The following is a 21,795-nucleotide window of genomic DNA, read 5'->3' on the forward strand; positions in this document are numbered from 1 at the left end:
TAACACGATCGATCGCCTGCAAGTTTGAGCGGCAAGAAATTATGACTTTTATGACCCGAAGTTATGAGTTTTATGAATTGACTCGAACAGAAGTTTGTTGAATACTTGTAAATTAATCAAGCAAAAATTTCAAAAAAAAGAGATATGAATCCTACTTCTCCCGATCGCACTCGCTGGCAATTTTGGATCGATCGCGGTGGCACTTTTACCGATATTGTCGCCCAGAGTCCCGACGGTAAGTTAGTTATTCACAAGCTGCTGTCGGAAAACCCAGAACGCTACACCGACGCCGCAGTTCAAGGAATTCGCGATATTTTGAGAATTCCCGCCGACGCAGCTATACCCGCCGCCGAAATTGAAGCGATTAAAATGGGGACGACGGTAGCGACAAATGCTTTGCTGGAACGAAAGGGCGATCGCACAATTCTGTTAATTACTAAAGGTTTCGGCGATGCGCTGAGAATTGGCTATCAAAACCGCCCGAATATTTTCGCGCGTCACATTGTTTTGCCCCAGATGCTGTACGATCGAGTTATTGAAGTTGCGGAACGCTACAGCGCTCAAGGTGAGGAGTTAACTGCTGTCAATCCCGAATTTATCCCGTCTTTGCAGCAAGCATACGATGAGGGAATTCGCAGTTGTGCGATCGTATTCATGCACGGCTACCGCTACTCGGAACACGAAAAACAAGTTGCTAAAATAGCGAAAGAAATTGGCTTTACTCAAATTTCAGTATCTCACGAAGTTAGCCCGCTGATGAAATTAGTTTCGCGGGGAGATACTGCGGTTGTCGATGCTTATTTATCTCCGATTTTACGTCGATACGTCGAACAAGTAACCAGTCAATTATCTGTAGGGGCGGTGCCCCCGTGCCCGCCCTCTTCCTCCCCGTGCCCGCCCTCCCCGTGCCCGCCCTCATCCTCCTCCCCGTGCCCGCCCCCCAAATTAATGTTCATGCAATCGAACGGCGGCTTAGTGGACGCCGCACAATTTCAAGGAAAAAACAGTATTTTATCCGGGCCTGCTGGGGGAATTGTCGGTGCAGTTCAAACGAGCAAAAAGGCAGGTTTTGATAAAATTATTACCTTTGATATGGGTGGAACTTCGACAGATGTTGCCCATTTTAACGGCGAATACGAACGCGAATTTGAGACGGAAATTGCTGGGGTGAGATTGCGATCGCCCGTGATGGCAATTCACACTGTAGCAGCCGGCGGCGGTTCAATTGTCTTTTTTGACGGGGCTCGCTACCGCGTCGGGCCGGAGTCTGCTGGGGCCAATCCTGGGCCCGCTTGCTATCGCAAAGGCGGCCCCTTGACGGTGACTGATTGCAATGTGATGTTGGGGAAAATTCAACCGGATTTTTTCCCGAAAGTATTTGGATTGAATGGAGATTTGCCGATCGCCCCTGACGTAGTAAAGCAAAAATTTGGGCAATTAGCGGGGGAAATTGGGGGCGAGAGGACGGCCGAAGAGGTGGCGGAGGGTTTTTTGGCGATCGCGGTGGAAAAGATGGCAAATGCTGTCAAAAAAATCTCGCTTCAGCGCGGTTACGATGTTTCGGAGTATACATTGTGCTGTTTCGGCGGTGCGGGCGGCCAACACGCTTGTGCGATCGCGGAGGCTTTGGGGATGAAACGGGTATTTATTCACCCTTATGCGGGTGTGTTGTCGGCTTACGGTATGGGTTTGGCTGATGTGCGGGCTATTCGCGAAAGGGCGATCGAGCAACTATTAAATACAGAATTATTAGCTGACTTGCATCCTATTTTAACCGAATTGGAGGCTGAGGGAAAGAGGGAATTGAACCGCAGAGGCGCAGAGAACACAGAGAATGAGTCAGAGGTTTTAGTTGTTAGCAAGTTGCGCTTAAAATATCAGGGAAGTGACTCTGTTTTGGCGGTCAATTTTGCTGACAATATTGAGGCGATGCAGGCTGAATTTGAAGCAGCCCACCGACAGCGTTACAGTTTTATTATGCCAGAAAAACCGCTGATTGTGGAAGCGGTTTCGGTGGAAGTTGTAGAAAGAATGGATGTGCCGGAAGCATCCACAATTTCCCCCTCTTCTGGCACGGGCATCTTGCCTGTGCAACCAATTTCAACCGTGCAAACCTATGTTGCTGGCGGGTGGCGGGCAACGCCTGTTTATCAGAGAGAGGATTTGCGATCGGGCGACTGCATAGAAGGCCCTGCTATGATTGTTGAAGCTACGGGAACTAATATCATAGAACCGGGCTGGGAAGGGGAAATCACCGAAAATAACGATTTAATTTTGAACCGCAGATGCACGCAGATCGACCCAGATAATATCGGCGTTCATTCGCGTTTATCTGCGGTTAAATCAGATCCGGTTTTGCTGGAAATTTTTAATAATTTGTTTCGGGCGATCGCGGAACAAATGGGCGTCACATTGCAAAACACAAGTTCCTCAGTCAACATCAAGGAACGTCTCGACTTTTCCTGTGCAATTTTCGACAAAAACGGGCAATTAGTTGCCAACGCGCCGCACATTCCCGTACATCTGGGCTCGATGAGCGAAAGCGTGGAAGCTTTAATTTTAGCACAAGGAAATGCGATTCAACCGGGCGATGTTTATGTTTCTAACAATCCATACAACGGCGGCACGCATTTACCAGATATCACCGTTATTACTCCAGTATTTGATCGTGATTCCTCCCTTCCTTTGTTTTATGTTGCCTCGCGGGGACACCACGCCGACATCGGTGGCATTACTCCCGGTTCCATGCCTCCTAACAGTACAACAGTAACTGAAGAAGGCGTATTGCTTGACAATTTTCTGTTAGTAAGCGAGGGCAATTTTCGAGAAAAAGAATTAGTAGAACTTCTGACAGCGGGGAATTTTCCTGTTCGCAATTCCGCTCAAAATATAGCCGATTTGCAAGCACAAATTGCTGCTAACAAGCGCGGCGCAGAAGAGCTGCTTAAGATGGTAGAACATTATGGATTAGAGACTGTGCAAGCTTATATGGGCTTCGTACAAGACAATGCGGAAGAGTCGGTACGCAGGGTAATTGATGTTTTGCAAGATGGCGAGTTTACTTATCCGATGGATAGTGGCGGACAAATTAAGGTAGCGATTACAATTGACAAATCTGCGCGCAGTGCAAAAATAGATTTTACTGGGACTTCCAGTCAACAATCCAACAATTTTAATGCTCCCGCAGCCGTGTGCAAAGCGGCTGTTTTGTATGTTTTCCGCACATTAGTAGATGACGATATCCCTCTAAATGCTGGCTGTTTGAAACCTCTCGAAATCATCAATCCCGAAGGCTGTATGCTGAATCCTCGCTATCCAGCGGCGGTAGTTGCCGGAAATGTGGAAACATCGCAGAATATTACCGATGCTTTGTATTGTGCTTTGGGAGTGATGGCGGCTTCTCAGGGAACTATGAATAATTTTACCTTTGGAAATCAGCGCTATCAATATTATGAAACTATTTGCGGCGGTTCGGGTGCTGGTGCAGATTTTGACGGTACTGATGCGGTTCAAACTCACATGACTAATTCGCGTTTAACTGACCCAGAAGTATTAGAATGGCGGTTTCCGGTGTTGTTAGAAAGTTTTGAAATTCTGGCTAATAGTGGGGGGAATGGATCTCATCGCGGCGGTAATGGAGTTGTGCGGCGAGTACGGTTTCGGGAGGCGATGACGGCGGGAATTTTATCGGGGCGGCGGGTGATTTCTCCTTGCGGTTTGAATGGGGGTGAAGCGGGGAAAGTTGGGCGGAATTATGTTGAAACGGTTGAGGGAAAAGTTGAGGATTTGGGGAGTACGGCGACTGTGGAAATGCAGCCCGGGGATGTGTTTGTCATTAAAACTCCCGGAGGCGGAGGATATGGTTTTCCTAGCGGGGTTCACCGTTGATAGCCTTCATCTGCTGGTAAGTTTTGTTGATTGGCTGCTTGTCTGGAAATATAATTGCAGCGTTGATATTCTTGGTTGCCCGCACATTGCTTAATTATAATAAACTCAACTTCATGTTGCGAGCAGAATTGGAGTAATTGCTCCCACAAATCTACGTTAGCAGTAGGTTTGTGTTCGCTATTTTTCCAGTTATTAGCTTGCCAGCGCAGCGCCCAATTGTTGGCAATAGCATCTACAAGGTAGCCGTTGTTATTGTATAGCGTCACTTTACATCTTGTTTTGAGTGCTTTCAGACCTTCAATTGCAGCAAGAATATCCATACGATTGTTTGTAGTTAACTGAAATCCGCCTGATAGTTCCTTGCGATGATTTTCATACACCAAGATGGCCCCATATCCGCCAGCACCGCTCGCCGTAGTTATACCGCGAGTATAGATGCTAACTTGTTTCAAGTTGCTCATGCTGGTGGACTCCTTCATGGAATATAAACATTTGGCGATATTATATAATTAATTGACTTAAGTATCAACATAATTTTAAAGCACTTGCCTCAAATGTATATCCTGTTGTAGAATCGGGCTGCACCAGCATTTATTACCAAAACCGTTACAGAACAATTGTGCAAACACCTAATTTTTCAGAACTCAACCATCCTGTGGTCAAATCCCTGTTCCATCACAGCGACCAGGAATTATTGACTCTGTTTCAAAACCATCCCGATCAGGGTCGCTTCTTCACGGCGATTTTTTGCCGCTACGCTCAAATTGTACACTCCCTGATTCGCCATTCCGTGCGATCGCCCGTACAAGGAGATTACCTGTTTGCCCACACTTGGCTGCACATCTATCACGAACTCCGAGGCCTCGATTTGCGCCGCGAAATCCAAGAGTCTGATGGCGAAAATCTCAGTCTCCAAAACTGGCTGATTAATGTCACCGCAGTCTGCATCAATCAAGCTGAATTGCCCCCTGTTGAGTCGATTCACTACTCTTTGCAATCGGCTCCGCCTCCCCTGTGGTGTTACGTCAAACAAGCCTTAGAATTGTTAGCGCCCCTGCCGCGTTTAGTGGTGTTGATGGCTCAGACTTTCCGCTGGAGCGAAACTCGAATTGCAGCTTATTTGCAAGCAGAAGGCGAAGCTATTTCGCCGGCTCAGGTAAAGGCTTTGCTGCAAAAAGGATATCAAAGTTTAGAATCCAACTTGCCGGAGGATATTCGGGCTATTTATCTAGATGAAAATCTCGATTATCAAGAAGCACTTGTCTAGATATACACGATATAAATCCGCCCTTTCTAGTTGTAGGGGCGGGTTTTACCGGAAATATTTGGTAGGACTAACAGCATCGTAAACCCGCCCTTTCGCGAGGAAGAAGGAAAAAATGGCAGTTTATCAAGTTCGGTTGGTGAATGAGGCTCTCGCGCTCGATCGCACGATCGCAGTACCAGACGACCAGTATATCTTAGATATGGCAGAAGATGCCGGCATCCGCTTGCCGAATGGATGCAAGCAAGGAGAGTGTTCTGCTTGCGTTGTCAAACTGGTAAGCGGTGAAATTGACCAAAGCGAACAAAAGTTTTTGAAGCCGTCAGAATTGCAAGCTGGCTACGCTGTTACTTGTGTGGCTTACCCGCTTTCTGACTGCACTTTGTTAACGCATCAAGAACAAGTTTTGTATCAAGCCGCTCTTTATTTTAAGTAATACGAAATCGGTTTTTTACCATCTTTCTTCTAGTCTGGGGTTGCACGGACTTTGTTTTTATAGGAGCGAATTCTCTTCGCCGAGAAAATCGTTATCAAAGCAGATTTCGTGATGTAAGGTGCGTGACTCTCAAGAATCGGGCTGCCACTTGAGTGGCTAGAAAGTCACGCACCCTAACGAGTATAGATAAACCCGCCCTTATAAATTCAGCAATTCTACAATCCGCTGAAGGGGAATGTGCGCCCAATCCAAGCGGTAATTAAGTTCGTAGGCTAGCTCGCCAACCGCTTTTTCCAAAATGTAAGCATCTAGCAAAACTTGTAGTTCCGGTATAGATTTGGGCAAGAAATCTGCATCGGCTGCTGTTGCTAAATAGCTCTTAACAAAAGTGAGGCTGACCCAGCGGTGCCAAACGTTCGCCCACTGCTGCATCTCCGGGAGATTTTCAGGGCGAATCATGCCACTTTCTACTTCATTGCGGAGTGCCAAAGTAACAGCGTAACTCAAAGATTGCAGCATTCCTGCAACATCTCGCAGGGGCGACCTCTTCATCCGACGCTCGCTTAAGGGCCGATCGCGTTCTCCTCCGAAATCAATAATTACGAAGTCTTTGCCTGTATAAAGAACTTGCCCAAAATGAAAGTCCCCGTGACAGCGAATTCTATCGGCCGTGATTCTCAAGTTCAAAATAGACTTGAAACGTTCCATGAGCAAATCTTCGCGGTTGAGCAGCTTTTGCGCCGATTTTTGTATTTCTGGCGGCAGTTTGGACATCCGTTTTTTCAGATCCAGCAAAGTTCTTCCGGCCACATTTCTCATGTATTGATAGATGGAACGCTGGTAAAAGGAGGTGAAGCTTTCTGGGGCAAAAGCGGGATTTTCTGTGTCAGCAGCTAAAGCGAGGTGAAGTTCGGCTGTCCGCTGACCTAAAAGTTCGGCTGATGCTAAGTAAGAGCCGATGAGTTCGCGAGCTAATGCCGGAATTTCTAGGGATAAATCGGCTACTAGCGAGTTTTGCTGCCGCTGGGTTTGTCCGGTCAAAGCGTTCGGCAAATAATTTTCGGGGGCAGTAGATAAATTCTCGCCGGAATGCTTTGCTTCTACTGTCATTACTTGCTCGAAATAGTCGCGCAGTGTGTCTAATGTATAAGACCAAGCATCTACGCTGTCGGGGATTAATTTTTGTAGGATTCCGACTGTAAGGACTTGTTTTGCTGGTGTGTGATATTCCAATGCTCCGGCAATTGGAGCGTAGTGTTGGATCGAGTTGCGCTCTGTTAAAAAGCGTCCGATTTCTAATTCGGGGTTAATTCCTTCCTCGATTTTTCGCAATATTTTCAGGACGAAGCGGTCGCCGTAACCTGCGGATGTATTGCTTTGTTCTTTTTTGAACAGGTGAGGTTCGAGCTGCGCTAACTCTTCTTCTGATTTGAATGCACTGTCGGCAATTCCTAGCAGTTGACCTGCAACACCTCTGTAACTGCGAGAATTGGCGATCGTCCCCAGCAGCGCGCTCAGAAAACCTTTGTCCCCAGCAGCATCAAATAGTACCCCGACTTCCTTGTTGCTTTCTGGGAATTGCAGGCGCGCGATCGCCCGATCGTCCACATCGCCTTTAATCTCTTCCCACCCTAAAGGCAAAACGTAAGTTTCCGGCATACCTTCAGTATAATTCAACTGCAAGAACAGAATGTAAACTTGAGATTGCTCCCCCGCACTATCTTTACATTCAACCGGTACAACATCACTTATTTCTAATGATTGAATTGTCCTGTCTGTACCGCTAAACCAGCGATTGCGCCGCAGGTATCCCGGCAAAATATTGAGCAGCATATCGCTTAACTGACTTGTAGCAAAAGCTGTTTTCCAATTGCCTATCACCGCCAAACTCGGCAAGTCTGTAGGATGACCGTGCGACGAAAAATCTTCGTGTTTAACAGTAAGAGTAAACCAGTAAAACGTGTGAGGACTCAAGCACAAAAAGTAAGGCAACTCGCCAACGGGAGGAAACTCCGTGCGGCCGAAAATCTCCACCGGAACAGCACCTTTAAAGGGCGCAAGGTCTAATTCAGCCGTTTGGACGAAGCGCGACAAATTAGCCACTACGAGGATGTGTTCGTCTTGATAAGTGCGTACAAAAGCTAAAACTTTGCGGTTTTCCGGGTACAGAAACTCGCAAGTCCCGCGACCGAATGCTTGGAAGCGCTGCCGAATTGCAATCAGGCGTTTCATCCACCACCAAAGAGAACTCGGATTCGCCCGCAGCGCTTCCACGTTAATAGATTCGTAGTGATATTCAGGGTCAACAATTGGCGGCGCGTAAAGCCGTTGCGGGTTAGCACGGCTGAAACCGGCATTGCGATCGCCACTCCACTGCATCGGAGTTCTCACCCCGTTGCGATCGCCCAAATAGATATTGTCTCCCATGCCAATTTCATCGCCGTAGTAAAGCACCGGCGTACCCGGAAGAGACAGCAGTAAAGCATTCATCAACTCGATGCGGCGGCGGTTATTTCCCATCAAAGGAGCCAAGCGGCGGCGGATGCCCAAATTAATTCTCGCCTGAGTGTCTTGAGCGTAAACCCGATACATATAATCTCGGTCTTCATCACTCACCATTTCCAGCGTCAATTCATCGTGATTCCGCAAAAATAATGCCCACTGACAGTTATTGGGAATCTGCGGAGTTTGCTGGAGAATGTCGCTAATTGGGAAGCTATCTTCCATATACAAAGCCATAAATAAACGCGGCATCAGCGGAAAATGAAAGTTCATGTGACATTCATCGCCGGCCGCGTAATATTGAACTGCATCCTCCGGCCACTGATTCGCCTCAGCAAGCAGCATCCGGTTCGGGAATTTCTCATCTACGTGCTTCCGCAAGTGCTTCAAGAATACGTGAGTTTCTGGCAGGTTTTCGCAGTTAGTACCTTCGCGCTCGTACAGGTAAGGCACCGCATCCATTCGCAGTCCGTCTACTCCCAGCGCCAACCAGAAATCTACCACATCTAAGATGGCTTGGCGGACGGCCGGATTGTCGTAATTCAAATCGGGTTGGTGGGAATAAAAACGGTGCCAGTAATAAGCTTTTGCTACCGCATCCCAAGCCCAATTAGATGTTTCAAAATCTTTGAAAATAATCCGAGCATCTTGATATTTTTCCGGCGTGTCGCTCCACACATAAAAATCTCTTTCGTTACTGCCTTTCGGGGCGCGGCGCGCTCGCTGAAACCAAGCGTGCTGATCGGAAGTGTGGTTGACAATTAACTCAATAATGACCCGAATTCCCCGCTGGTGCGCTGCTTCTAAAAGGTCTTTAAAGTCCTCTAATGTGCCGTAAATCGGGTTGACGGTAGTATAGTGAGATGTATCGTAGCCGTCGTCTCGGAGTGGCGAGGGAAAAAATGGCAGTACCCAAATTGCTGTTACTCCCAAGTTTTGCAGGTAATCCAGTTTTTCGGTCAGTCCTCTAAAGTCGCCGATGCCGTCTGCATTGCTGTCGGCAAAAGCGCGAACTGGTACTTCGTAAATAATCGCGTCTTTGAACCACAAGGGGTCGTCATTTAACATTGAGTTTGGCATGATTTGTAGCGATGATTGGCAATTAGTAATTTGTACTTAAAATTTGGTAATTGGGATTTGTTAGTTCCAATCCAAACTGATAAATCATAACTCATAATTTGGCCGCTATTCCTCATGCGAGCGGCAGACTTTTAATCGTAATTTATTAACGCAAAACTTATAATTTCTTAACTATAAACTCTCAACAATCTGTTTTGCTATTTCGGATACAGTTCACAATCCGGGTACTGTGCTAGCTACCGATGCGCGGTAGTTCCCACCCTACATAGTCTCGCTCTCTCCCCTTCTTCCGGGAGCATCTCATATTTGTAAAAACACTTCTTCTGGCTCCTTCCTTCTTCCTCTTTCCTCCTGGCTCCTGGCTCCCAACTCCAATTTCTAGCTTGGCTGCAAAAGTGAGATGCTCGCCTTCTCTCCCTCACCCGCTTCCGTCAAAGGTGCGGTATTTACTACCTGCCGGACGGTTGCCACGACATAACAGTACCTTGACGTTGATTACTAATTTTCGTTACATTAGTTTACATAAAGCAACAAAAGTTAAGGAAAAAGTAAAAATGACTATTGTAATCGCTCTTTTAATCGTCGGTTGGGTAGCAGCCTCAGTAATTGGCACTCAAGCATATTTCCTGGGCGAACAGTCAAAGCCTATCCACGAGCGGAATTGGAACGATGAGTCTTTTGAAAAATTGGCTGTAGCAATCACAGCAACAGAGATGGATTACAGCGTTCGCGTTCCCGCCTACAGCATGGATGCTTACGGCAGCCGCACCATCTCGAATTCTTAACATCCAGTAACAGGTTTCACCATTTTCAATAACAGGTAGGATGCCTGTTCCACAAGAAAATTGATGGTTTGTGGAACAGGCATCTTGCCTGTTCCTAATTTTCAATAACAGGCAGGATGCCTGTTCCACAAGAAAATGGATGGTTTGTGGAACAGGCAGGATGCCTGTTCCTAATTTTCAATAACAGGCAGGATGCCTGTTCCACAAGAAAATGGATTGTTTGTGGAACAGGCATCTTGCCTGTTCCCTACTATTCGGCAACTACAAACTGTTACCTGTCAGCGCTGGGCGAGAATCTTTTTTGCGAAATTGCAAAGAGTTATTTTCGCAGTCGATCGCAATTGTATCACCCTCCACAAACGCATTTTCCAGAATCTTGTTAGCCAGCGGGTTTTCTAGCTCCCGCTGGATGGCACGTTTCAAGGGACGAGCGCCGTAAACCGGGTCATAACCAACATCTGTGATATGATTTTTCGCCGCATCCGACAGTTCCAAAGTGATTTTTTGCTCTGCCAACAAACGCTCGATCCGCTTCACTTGAATGGTGACAATTTGCCGCAATTCGATCTTGCTCAAAGTGTGGAACAAAATTATCTCGTCCACCCGATTGAGAAATTCGGGCCGGAAGTGCGATCGCAGCGCTGTCATCACCCGTTTTAACATCTGTTCGTACTCTTGGTCTGTCTCCCGGTCTTGAGTCAATAAATTTTCATTTTCGCTCTTGTTTTCAGTCTTGTTTTCACTCTTACTTACACTATCAACCTCGACTCGCTGGGCCGACACCTCAACAGTACCGTCTGCAGCCACTTTATAATCTGTCTTTTGACTTGACAAATCTTTCGTTTCCTGCTTCCGACTAGCAGGTTTCTTGACGGTTTTTTCCTTCTTAGTAAACACGTCTAAAATGTGATCGCTGCCGATATTGCTAGTCATCACAATTACGGTATTTCTAAAGTCAACCACTCGACCTTGAGAATCGGTAATTCTGCCGTCATCCAACACTTGCAGCAAAATGTTAAATACGTCCGGGTGCGCTTTTTCCACTTCGTCAAACAGCACTACCGAATAAGGATGTCTCCGCACGGCTTCGGAAAGTTGTCCCCCTTCATCGTAACCGACATATCCGGGAGGAGCTCCTACCAACCGAGAAACGCTGTGCTTCTCCATGTATTCCGACATATCGATGCGGACGATCGCATCATCGCTGTCAAACAAAAACTCCGCCAACGCCCGCGCTAACTCAGTTTTTCCGACGCCTGTGGGGCCCATAAACAAGAAAGAGCCGATCGGCCTCCCCGGATCTTTCATCCCCGCCCTAGCGCGCCGAATTGCCGCCGCCACGGCTGTTACAGCTTCCTCTTGACCGATAACTTTTTGGTGCAAGTGTTTTTCCAATTGCAGCAATTTTTGGCGTTCTGATTCTAACAACCGATTAACCGGAATGCCCGTCCATTTAGCGACAATTTCCGCAATATCGCCCTCAGTAACTTTTTCGCGCAGCAGGGAAGAACCTTGAGCTTGCTGTTTCAAAAGTTCCGCTTCTTTCGCTTCGCGATCGCGCACCGCAGTTTCCAGCTTGCCGTACTTTAACTGTGCGGCCTTATTCAAATCGTAAGCCCTTTCTGCTTGTTCGATTTGGACTCGCAGTTGGTCTTCTTCTGCTTTCAATTTATTGATTGCATCCAACAACTGCTTTTCGCCCAACCACTGAGAGGACAATTTTTCCTGCTTGACTTTTAAAATGTCAATCTCAGATGTGATGCGTTCGACGCGGAAGCCGAGCCCAGGGGCTAGAGCACCTTTTCCTTCGCCTTCGATCGACAATTTTTCCATTTCCAACTGCATCACCCGGCGGTCAATGCCTTCCAATTCCACAGGTTTAGAGGTAATCTCCATTTTCAAGTGGGCGGCCGCTTCATCTACGAGGTCGATCGCCTTGTCCGGCAAAAAGCGATCGGAAATATAGCGAAAAGACAGAGTTGCAGCAGCTACCAGGGCCGAATCAGTAATTTTTACCCCGTGGTGGCGTTCGTAACGGTCTTTCAATCCGCGCAAAATCGAAACAGTATCTTCTACGCTGGGCTCGCCGACAAATACTTGTTGAAATCTGCGTTCTAGGGCGGGATCTTTTTCAATATTCTTGCGGAATTCGTCGAGAGTTGTAGCGCCGATGCAGCGCAATTCGCCTCTCGCCAACATGGGTTTTAACAAATTTCCCGCATCCATTCCCGAACCGGAACTGCCGCCGCCACCAGTGCCTACAACGGTGTGCAATTCGTCAATAAATAGGACAATTTGCCCGTCGGAATCGATGACTTCCCGCAGAACAGACCGCAATCGTTCTTCAAATTCGCCCCGGAATTTTGCCCCAGCAATTAAACTGCCCATGTCGAGGCTAAATAGCTGGCGATTTTTCAAAGATTCCGGTACGTCGCCGTTGACAATTCGTTGGGCTAAACCTTCGGCGATCGCAGTTTTTCCCACTCCGGGATCGCCAATTAACACCGGATTGTTTTTTTGGCGGCGGGAAAGAACTTGTACCACGCGGCGGATTTCCTCGTCGCGGCCGATTACTGGGTCGAGTTTGCCTGCTTTGGCGGCTTCTGTCAAATCGCGGCCGTACTTGCTGAGGGCGTCGGAGTTAGCTTCGCCATCTTGATCTTGGGCTTTAGCGCTGCTGCGGCTGCCTTTCCCCGTTTCGGAATTTTTTTCTTGGGCTTTAGCAGTGGCGCGGAAAGATTTGATTGCTTCTTCGAGTTTTGGTCGATCGAGTGTACCGGCTGGGGGTTTGCGATCGTAACCGGGGCGACCTGGCGGGCCGTCGCCTTTTGTCAGCAACCTGCGCCCGACTCGTTCGTCTTCTACTAAACCAATTAATAAATGTTCAACGGCGATAAAATTATCTTGCCAAGTCGCCCTGGTGGCCTCGGCAACATCTAACATCACTTCTAAGCCGCGACCGAGGTATAGTTGGTCAGCGTTGGCAACTCTGGGCTGTCGTTTGGCAAAAGCATCTAACTGCTGGGCCAAGCGGGGGGCATCGACTCCAGCTTTGCTGAGAATGCTGTTGGCCTGGGCTTGCTGTTCGAGAAGGGCGATGGCTAAATGTTCAACCTCTAGCTGCTGATTGGCAAAGCGGCGGGCTACATCCTGGGATTTGACAATGGCTTCCCAGGCTTGATCTGTAAATTTGCTAGGGTCTGTTGGCTGCACGTTGGTTCCTCGCAATCAAGGGGATTCCTGTTGTTATCCGTTAATACATCGTCTCACAACCATCATAATCTTTAAACAGGATTATGAATTTATGAGTGCGGTTAACTAGGGCGGAAGTTATGACCTAATTGACCTCTTGCAAAAGCTTACAGTCCGCAATCCACCCCGAAATTTGGTGCGTTCAGACCGACTCTGGCGGTTCCCTCCGGGATAGGTTGGGTGGCTGTACTTATAAAAATATTGCCAGAAACAAGATTTTTTATCGGCTGAGATATATGCTATTTCCCACTTACCAATTTTTAGTATTTTTCCTAATTATTTTTAGCCTGATCGTCTCGGTGAAACCCCAAGTCGATTTGTATAAAATTGTCTTGTTAGCTTCGAGTTTATTATTTTATTCGTTTTGGAGCTTTGACTTTCTCTTGCTCCTCATTTTCTCTACAGTCTACAATTATATCATTCTCCGGGTTCTCGGCAACAGTAAGTATAAAAAAATTGCTTTAATCTCCGGTCTAATTTTCAACATTGGCTATCTCGGCATCTTTAAATATTGCAACTTCTTTGTAACTTCTTTATTTGAGGTACTGAACCAGCTACAAATTCCAGCCAACTTTCCCGTTTTGCAAATAATCGCCCCCGTCGGCGTGTCGTTCTACACTTTTAGAATGATTTCTCATTTAATCGACTGCTACCAGCAAAAAATCCCTTGTCCGAAATTTGTAGACTATGCCGCCTACATTACCTACTTTCCGCAAATTGCCTCCGGGCCAATCTCGCGAGCTCGCGAATTTTACGGGCAGCTAAATTCACCGGAAAAATACGACTATAAAATTGAAGAAGTTATAGTTTTGATTTTGTCGGGACTCTTCAAAAAATATACTTTATCGAGCTTTTTGTTTAACTTCACTGACTTGCCATTCAAAGTCCCCCAGCAATACAGCAGCATCGATTTAATCCTGGCGGCAATTTCCTATTCCTGTCTAATTTACGTAGATTTCAGCGGCTACTCGGATTTAGCGAACGGCATCTCGTGTTTGCTGGGTTTTAAACCCATTGCCAACTTTAATATGCCATACCGATCGCTCAGCCTGCAAGAATTTTGGAAAAGGTGGCACATCAGTCTTTCTGAGTGGCTGAGGGATTACGTTTACTTTCCCTTTGGCGGCAACAAATACGGTAAGTTGAGGAAGTACGTAAATTTACTGATGACAATGGCGATCGGTGGATTGTGGCACGGCGCAGGTTTAAACTTTATTTTCTGGGGAGCAATTCACGGTTTAGGATTAATTGTCAACCATTTATGTAAAGATATCCCCCAAGCTATCCACTTTAAATTAGACTATGCCTTTCCCAGATTTGCTAAATTTTGCAGTTGGCTGCTAACATTTACTTTTGTTACTTGTAGCTGGGTATTTTTCGGCACTCCCAACTGGGAAACTGCGATGAGTTTTTTTGAAGGAATTTTCCATCCTGCAGTCGCAACTTTTCAATTTAACTTTTGGCAATTGTATTTAGTAATTGCAGTCATTGGCGCGATCAACTTTTGGGGCGATCGCATCGCGAAACTATTGCAAACCGTATTGTCATTAAAAAACATTTTCTTTCGGGTTGTCTTAGTTTCACTGCTCGTGTATACTATCTTGATGTTGGGGCCGAGTACCATGCCGCCTTTTATTTACTTTAATTTTTAATAAATATGAAAGACCGGGAATTTTTGCTGATTGTTACTTCTGTCATTCTCACTTTAATATTTTCAAACTTATCATTATTTCTAAAAAGCTTTGCTTCAACTCCTTTCGCCAGTCCAGAAATCAAAGAAGCAGCGCGCCAGATAAAAATAGAAGGTTTCCGAAAATCAGAACAAGATTTTTGGAGCAAAATTAAAGATATTAACTTCGATAGCCTCCCCAAAGAATCAGAACTTCCTCCTGTCAAAACCGAAACAAAAGCGGCCGTTCAACCCCCAAAGCCGGCTAATGCTAAAAAACCAACCCCAGCTAAAAAACCAACCCCAGCTAAACCTAAGCTGACCAGACCTTATCGCAGATTTTTATTTATTGGAGATTCTGTAATGTTCGACTTAGGAATTCAACTCCAGTACACTCTTAAGAAAAAATACAATATCGCCGATACGAAAATTGACTACAAGGTCTCGACCGGATTAAATCGGATAGATTATTATGACTGGTATGCCCGAACTCGCCAAATTCTTAATAATTACCAGCCGGATGTAGTGATAGTTATGTTTGGAACCAATGACCGTCAAAATATCATTGATTCTCAAGGAAAAGCCTGGAGAATTATGACCAAAGAATGGCAAAAAGCTTATCAAGAAAGAGTTGAAAGATATGCCAATTTACTTGATTCGTCATCCGTGAGAAAAGTGTATTGGGTCGGTCAATCGATGCCTAACAAATCTTCGTATCTCAAAGCTTTTCCCATCATGAACAATATTTATAAAGCTGCCAGCAAATCTTCATCCAAAATAGAATTTATTTCTACTTGGGAGACATTTGGACAAGGAGGAAAATTTGTTCCAGTAGTTGCTAATAAATCGGGTAAGCGAGGCTATGTAAAAAATAATGACGGCTTGCACTTTACCTCCCACGGAGCTCAGATTATCAGCGACTTAATCGTTGACCAAATGGTGAGCGACAAAATCTTAAAAGCTCCGACAAAAAAATGACTATAGTAGGTTGGGTTTCGTGGCACAACCTAAACTTTGGACATTTGACCAATTATTGCAAAATAATATATTTAGTTCGGGACGCAAATTTGCCTTGCTCAACCAGGTTTATAGGGAAAATCTAGGCTTGAGTTATGAGAAATTTTCTCGTGAAACCTGGTTTCTAATTCCCTATGCGTCCAGGACTAATATTGACAAAAAGCAGCAGTAGATGTAAAGTTGAATAGAGGATAAAACAACAGCGTCAAGATATAGTAATTGTCATGGCGACAAATTATGACGAGCAATGTGTGGAAACTCGATCGCACTAACATCCCTGAGTCAATGGGGTGCAGCGGCACAGCGCTAATTTTCACTCTCACTAAATATACTCAACCTTGGCAAAGAATAAACATAGTTGAAAAAATCCTGCAACAGTGCGGCATCGAGCCTTTTGCTGAAGTTTTGGGCGTACCCAACAGCGGAATATTCAGAGAAAATATACCGGAATCCGTCAGAAAACCGCATCCGAATTTGCTGTTTCGCGCTTTGGCAATTCAAGCATTTGGAAAGGTGCGAGAGGGGCTGATATCAAGTGAGATAACGGCTAGAGCAAGTAATTTTAGCAAAAATCTGCTGGGGGCGTTAGAACAGGAAGCGCAAGGGGGATCGACTCCTTTAATTCGGTGGTCTGCGGCTGTTAGTATTAAGTCAATTTGGTTGGATGAAGCAGGGCAAGGGCAAGGCAATGAAGGTGCTGTCAATTTCACAATCAATGCAGGGGAAATTGAGCGGCTGGTTGTAGAAGAGCAAATTCAACTATTAGCCATCAACAAATTTGCTTTGGGCGACGGCAGCAGAAATGACAGCGGTAAGGAATATGAGAATTGTCTCGATTTTTGGGTGTACGGCCCTAGCTGGCTGCTGCCTAGCCTGCCAATGGATTGCGAGGAATATCTGTTTTGGATCGATCGAATATTTGCGGCGATCGCACTTAGGGGCCCGTACAAATTGAATGCCGAAAACGAGGCAGCGGGAACAAACTTTTTGGAAGTTGCGGAAAATAATTTTAATGACTTGGAATTCTCCACAATACTTGCCAAAATATTTGATTTTCTGAACCACCCGGAAGCGAAAGTCAAAAATTTCGCTACTATTATTTTAGCACCCTATAAAGACAAGCTGGAGCGAAAATCGGCGCAGATTCTGACAGCGCTCCTATATAATTTTAATGTAAAATATCAGCCTTTAGAATCCCTGACTCTTCCCGAAATCGAGGACTACAAAGCGTCACTGTATTTCGGTAAAATGGAAATTGACGACTTGTATTGTGAGGCTTTGTCACTGTGCGGCGATCGGGATGTCGAACTCGCAAGTTTCTTGTCAGCTAAACAAAGGGAATACCAACATACTCTAGAAGAGCATATCAACAATCTCAGCAAGTTAGTTAAATCAATCATAAATTGCCAGAGCTTGTTAGATGCTAATAGGGAACTTTTGTATTTGACGGTAGATCGGCTGGAAAAATGGGATTACACTCTAGACAATAAACTGGCGGCGCACCGCAAAAAAATCCAAAACCTGAGCTTGGATAAAAGTACCTCCGAGCAGTGCATAAACCTCGACCATGAACTCAATTATATCAGAGATTCTTTGCAGTATACGTTGTATGAAGTCACATCAAATATTAACAGCCAAATTAGAGAGTTAGAACTTTCTGTGTCCAAAAATAGCAAGACTGCAACAGATATGTTTAGGTGGACGTGGCTCTTGTTCGCGGTGGGGTTTTCAGTAGGGCTGTTTTTGTATTTATCGGATTTAGTGATTAACTGGATATTCGGGGTCAGCTACACAAGCGAATTTCTAGTTTATTGGACTATTTTCTTTAGTGTGATGGTGGTATTTTTGTTAGTATTAGCTGTATTCTTTTCGGCGATCGCTGCTGTAGACAAGCGCCGAGAATCTAAATTAATTCCTCAATTTGATAGCTTAAGCCAAATAGGGAGCAGTTTTTCTATATTGTGGCAAAAAATTTATTTGCAGCAGTTTGTACCGTCGGTGCGATCGAATAAAAAGTTTCAGTTGACAGTTGACAGTTGACAGTTGACAGTTGACAGTTGACAGTTGACAGTTGACAGTTAAAAGTTTCAGTTGACAGTTGACAGTTGACAGTTAAAAGTTTCAGTTGACAGTTGACAGTTGACAGTTGACAGTTGACAGTTGACAGTTGTCAAAAGGAAAACGGAAGAGGGAAGATAGTTTGTCCTTCCCCTTCCCCCTCTTAAGAAAGTTAGGATGCGGTTGTTGCTGCTACTTTCTGGGTGTTGCTACCTTGATTTTGCAGTTGAATTAATTCAACTTTATATCCATCTGGGTCTTGTACAAAAGCGATGACAGTTGAACCGTGCTTCATCGGGCCGGGTTCGCGACTAACTTTACCACCGCGAGCTTTAATTTCTTCGCAAGTACCGTAAATGTCGTCAACGCCGATCGCAATATGACCGTAAGCATCCCCCAAATTGTACTCTGTGACGCCCCAGTTGTATGTTAACTCCAAAACTGTAGTGTCTGATTCGTCGCCGTAGCCAACAAAAGCCAGAGTAAATTTACCGTCTGGATAGTCCTTTTTCCGCAGCAATCTCATGCCCAGAACCTCGGTGTAAAATTTGAGGGACTCTTCCAGGTTGCCGACTCGGAGCATCGTGTGTAGTAGTTGCATTTAGCTCACTCCAAATTTTTTAAGCTTCCTCAATTTTAGCGATTTCTTGCTGGAAAAAACCGCGTCGGCAAAGTTTACTTGGTTTTCGCTGGCTTTTTACTGAACAAAAACCACCATAATTCTAAACCAATTAATGTCAATCCGCCTGCTGTTACGCCTATTTTTAAACTTAACGGCTGTTCGATCTGCCGAAATTTAGCGGTTGAATTTGCAGGATTGGTTGATATTTGATTAGCTCGAACTCCCGATGCAATTCCGAGCATAATTCCTAAACTTACGAGGCTTCCTAAGATTTGGCGTTGGTTCAACATTTTTTAAATTTCTCCTAGTTTATACAAGAGATTTTTGTTGATAAATCGGGGGAGGGTGCGTATTCCACGCCTGATATCGATTCCGGTTGCACCGTCCGTCATTGTTGACTGTTGACTGTTGACTGTTGACTAATGACTGATGACTAATGACTGATGACTAATGACTGATGACTGATGACTAATGACTAATGACTGATGACTAAATTTATGCACTAGATTTGGCTTTAAAATTTCGCAATCGCAAAGCATTAGTAACTACAGAGACTGAACTGAAAGCCATTGCTGCACCGGCGATAATTGGATTTAGCAGCCAGCCAAACATGGGGAACAAAATGCCCGCCGCGATCGGGATTCCAGCGATGTTGTAAATAAACGCAAAAAACAGATTTTCGCGGATGTTCCGCATGGTGGCGCGGGAAAGTTTAATTGCTGTAACTATGCCTTGCAAATCTCCTGAAATTAAGGTAATGTCGCTGGCTGCGATCGCCACATCTGTGCCGGTGCCGATCGCAATTCCCACGTCTGAAGCGGCCAAAGCCGGCGCGTCGTTAATCCCGTCTCCCACCATCGCGACAATTTTTCCTTCCCTTTGCAGGGCTTGAATTTGAGCTGCTTTTTGGTCGGGTCTAACTTCGGCAAAAACGCGAGTAATGCCCACGGATTGGGCGATCGACTCCGCAGTCGCGCGATTATCTCCAGTCAGCATCGCCACCTCCAAACCGAGTTTTTGAAGCGCTTTCACCGCCTGCGCTGACGATGGTTTGAGGGCATCGGCAATGCCCAGAATTGCCTCTATTTTGCCCTCTACAGCCATCCAAACAACCGTTTTGCTCGCAGCTTCCAAAGCTCTCGCGCGCAGTTCCAGATATTCAGTATCGCAGCCGAGTTCCTGCATCCACCTCAGCGTTCCCAGGGCGATCGACTTTCCGCCTACAACCCCGCGCACACCACTTCCCGCGATCGCCTCAAAATCCTTAACATCCGTCAAATTCACCTCTTGAGATTGAGCATACCTCACAACAGCTTCCCCCAAAGGATGCTCCGAATTTCGCTCTACAGACGCAGCCAATTGGAGCAACTTTAACTCATTGCTGTTCGCCGTTCCTTTAATTGTCACAAAATCAGTTACAGTCGGCTTGCCTTCTGTGAGAGTTCCAGTTTTATCTAACACGATAATTTGGATTTTGTGAGCCAATTCTAAACTCTCGGCTCCTTTAATTAAAATCCCGTTTTCTGCACCTTTCCCCGTGCCAACCATCACAGCAGTCGGAGTCGCCAAACCCAAAGCACAGGGACAGGCTATAATCAGCACTTCCACCATTGTTACGGTCGCCAAAGTGATGTTTCCCGTTGCGTTAAACCAGATAATAAAAGTAGCTAAAGCGACGGCAATTACTGCGGGAACAAACCAACCAGTCACTTGGTCTGCTAACTTTTGAATCGGTGCTTTTGAACCCTGTGCGTCCTGCACCATCTTGACAATTTGAGCTAAAAATGTATCTTTGCCAACTCTTGTCGCCCGAAACTTGAAACTGCCAGTTTTGTTAATTGTGGCTCCGATAACTTCGTCGCCAAGGTGCTTTTTAACGGGCAAACTTTCTCCCGTAACCATTGCTTCGTCTACTGTGGAAGAGCCTTCAATAACATCTCCATCTACGGGGATTTGCTCTCCCGGCCGCACCTGCACGATGTCGCCAATTTCCACTTGGGCGATCGGCACTTCCAACTCTTCCCCGTTGCGAATTATCCGAGCCGTTTTTGCTTGCAAACCCATGAGTTTCCGAATTGCCTCTGAAGTCTCTCCCTTCGCCCGATTTTCTAGGGTTTTCCCCAACAAAATTAAGGCGATCACGCTGGCGGCTACTTCGTAGTAAACGCTAGGAGTCAAACCTTGAGCCGTGAAGAAACCGGGAAAAACTGTCACAAATACAGAATAAAAGTAAGCAGCACTCGTACCCAAAGCAATCAGGGTATCCATTGTCGCCACCCGCCGTTTTAGGGATTTCCAAGCTCCCACATAAAACGATTTGCCGCACCAGAATTGTACGGGGGATGTCAGCACTAATTGCAGCCAAAAATTGTGCAGCCATGCGGGAATAAATGGCAGATGCAAGCCGGTCATCGCTGGAATAGCTCCCACCACTAGCAGGATGCTTATGATACCTGCTGTCCAGAGTTTCCGCTGCAAGGTTTGAGATTCAGATTTGCGATCGGCTTGTTCGGAATCATCCTCTGGCGCCGCCATTTCTTGAAGCGGCAAAGCTTGGTATCCCGCATCATCAACCGCCGATTGAATTGTTTCTAAGTTAGTTTGCTTGGAGTCGTATTGGATGGTTGCTTGTTCCATCCCAAAATTGACATGACACTCAATTACGCCGGGAACAGATTGAATTGCTTGTTCGATAGAGGAAGCACAAGAAGCACAACTCATGCCCCGCAATCTAAGTGTGAGATTATCCATAGATGCCATCCTCAATGAGACATTTACCCTTTGTCTTTAAAGAGTTGGATAGCCCGCCGATGCGATCGCTTTCCTAACTTCACTTTCTGACTTAGCGGTTTGAATCGTGACCAATTTTGTCTTGAGATCCGCCTCAACCGTTGAGGCTGAGTCAATGGCTTGGACTGCTTTTGTAATTGTAGTCGCGCAAGCAGAACAAGCCATCTTAGGCACTTGTAGCTGTAAAGTCATAATTTGAACCTCAGCAGAAACTACTCTGCTCAATCAATTAATTAACTCCATTGTAAAGTCTCCAGTCCACAGGAGAGTCAAGGGGAATTGCAAAATAAATCAGGAATTATGAAAAAACTGGTTTGACACGCTACCCCTAGGGGTAAGGCGCGCACTGTGTACCCTACATAATTAGGTTCAAGTGAGTTCTGTAAATCTTAACTTTGAGTGCGATCGACCGCAGAGCAATAATTCTTTACA

General features: G+C 45.8%; 14 protein-coding genes. 7 read left to right on the forward strand and 7 right to left on the reverse strand.

Translation table 11 applies throughout. From position 1 onward, the window contains the following. The first annotated feature begins 144 nt into the window (after window positions 1–144). Complete coding sequence (locus QUB04_RS00605) at window positions 145–3,888, forward strand: hydantoinase B/oxoprolinase family protein (protein WP_333279936.1); 3,744 nt, start codon at window positions 145–147, stop codon at window positions 3,886–3,888. On the opposite strand, the gene QUB04_RS00610 is transcribed toward QUB04_RS00605, so the two are convergent. Next, window positions 3,879–4,349, reverse strand: coding sequence for an RNase H family protein (locus QUB04_RS00610; protein WP_333279938.1), 471 nt, complete (start codon window positions 4,347–4,349; stop codon window positions 3,879–3,881). The two genes, QUB04_RS00605 and QUB04_RS00610, sit on opposite strands and share 10 nt — an antisense overlap. A 158-nt stretch (window positions 4,350–4,507) precedes the next feature. Here QUB04_RS00610 and QUB04_RS00615 point away from each other — a divergent pair, with 158 nt between their 5' ends. Together QUB04_RS00615 and QUB04_RS00620 are read left to right on the forward strand one after the other, a co-directional pair. After that, window positions 4,508–5,155, forward strand: coding sequence for a sigma-70 family RNA polymerase sigma factor (locus tag QUB04_RS00615; protein WP_333155212.1), 648 nt, complete (start codon window positions 4,508–4,510; stop codon window positions 5,153–5,155). Window positions 5,156–5,267: 112 nt separating this feature from the next. Continuing rightward, a complete protein-coding gene (locus tag QUB04_RS00620) occupies window positions 5,268–5,588 on the forward strand; it encodes a 2Fe-2S iron-sulfur cluster-binding protein (protein ID WP_333279940.1) in 321 nt (106 codons plus the stop codon). Between the two features lie 198 nt (window positions 5,589–5,786). On the opposite strand, the gene treS is transcribed toward QUB04_RS00620, so the two are convergent. Continuing rightward, a complete protein-coding gene (gene treS, locus QUB04_RS00625) occupies window positions 5,787–9,158 on the reverse strand; it encodes a maltose alpha-D-glucosyltransferase (RefSeq protein ID WP_333279942.1) in 3,372 nt (1,123 codons plus the stop codon). Between the two features lie 566 nt (window positions 9,159–9,724). On the opposite strand from treS, the gene QUB04_RS00630 reads away from it, so the two are divergent. Continuing rightward, entirely contained in the window at window positions 9,725–9,955 is a 231-nt protein-coding gene (locus QUB04_RS00630) for a photosystem II protein, Psb35-related (protein ID WP_333052866.1), read from the forward strand. Window positions 9,956–10,216: 261 nt separating this feature from the next. Here the strand turns inward: QUB04_RS00630 and QUB04_RS00635 are convergent, their stop codons facing one another. Further along, complete coding sequence (locus QUB04_RS00635; RefSeq protein ID WP_333279943.1) at window positions 10,217–13,168, reverse strand: AAA family ATPase; 2,952 nt, start codon at window positions 13,166–13,168, stop codon at window positions 10,217–10,219. 275 nt (window positions 13,169–13,443) lie between these two features. On the opposite strand from QUB04_RS00635, the gene QUB04_RS00640 reads away from it, so the two are divergent. From QUB04_RS00640 to QUB04_RS00650, 3 genes are all read left to right on the forward strand, one after another. Then, window positions 13,444–14,859 (forward strand): MBOAT family O-acyltransferase, encoded by a 1,416-nt coding sequence (locus tag QUB04_RS00640; protein WP_333279945.1) that lies wholly within the window; start codon window positions 13,444–13,446, stop codon window positions 14,857–14,859. Between the two features lie 5 nt (window positions 14,860–14,864). Further along, window positions 14,865–15,854 carry a DUF459 domain-containing protein gene (locus QUB04_RS00645; protein WP_333279946.1) on the forward strand — a complete coding sequence of 330 codons (990 nt, stop codon included), beginning with the start codon at window positions 14,865–14,867 and terminating at the stop codon, window positions 15,852–15,854. A 276-nt stretch (window positions 15,855–16,130) separates the two neighbouring features. Then, a complete protein-coding gene (locus QUB04_RS00650) occupies window positions 16,131–17,933 on the forward strand; it encodes a hypothetical protein (protein ID WP_333279947.1) in 1,803 nt (600 codons plus the stop codon). A gap of 190 nt (window positions 17,934–18,123) precedes the next feature. Here the strand turns inward: QUB04_RS00650 and gloA are convergent, their stop codons facing one another. The 4 genes from gloA to QUB04_RS00670 all read right to left on the reverse strand — a co-directional run bounded on the left by gloA (window position 18,124) and on the right by QUB04_RS00670 (window position 21,555). After that, the gene (gloA, locus tag QUB04_RS00655) at window positions 18,124–18,552 is read right to left on the reverse strand and encodes a lactoylglutathione lyase (protein ID WP_333279949.1); all 429 of its coding nucleotides are present in this window, start codon (window positions 18,550–18,552) and stop codon (window positions 18,124–18,126) included. 74 nt (window positions 18,553–18,626) lie between these two features. Continuing rightward, the gene (locus QUB04_RS00660; protein WP_333279951.1) at window positions 18,627–18,863 is read right to left on the reverse strand and encodes a hypothetical protein; all 237 of its coding nucleotides are present in this window, start codon (window positions 18,861–18,863) and stop codon (window positions 18,627–18,629) included. A gap of 205 nt (window positions 18,864–19,068) precedes the next feature. Continuing rightward, the gene (locus tag QUB04_RS00665; RefSeq protein ID WP_333279953.1) at window positions 19,069–21,324 is read right to left on the reverse strand and encodes a heavy metal translocating P-type ATPase; all 2,256 of its coding nucleotides are present in this window, start codon (window positions 21,322–21,324) and stop codon (window positions 19,069–19,071) included. Between the two features lie 36 nt (window positions 21,325–21,360). Then, window positions 21,361–21,555 (reverse strand): heavy-metal-associated domain-containing protein, encoded by a 195-nt coding sequence (locus QUB04_RS00670; RefSeq protein ID WP_333279955.1) that lies wholly within the window; start codon window positions 21,553–21,555, stop codon window positions 21,361–21,363. Window positions 21,556–21,795 lie beyond the last annotated feature (240 nt).

Origin of the sequence: Microcoleus sp. D2_18a_B4, assembly GCF_036702475.1 — a bacterium.
GTDB lineage: Bacteria > Cyanobacteriota > Cyanobacteriia > Cyanobacteriales > Microcoleaceae > Microcoleus.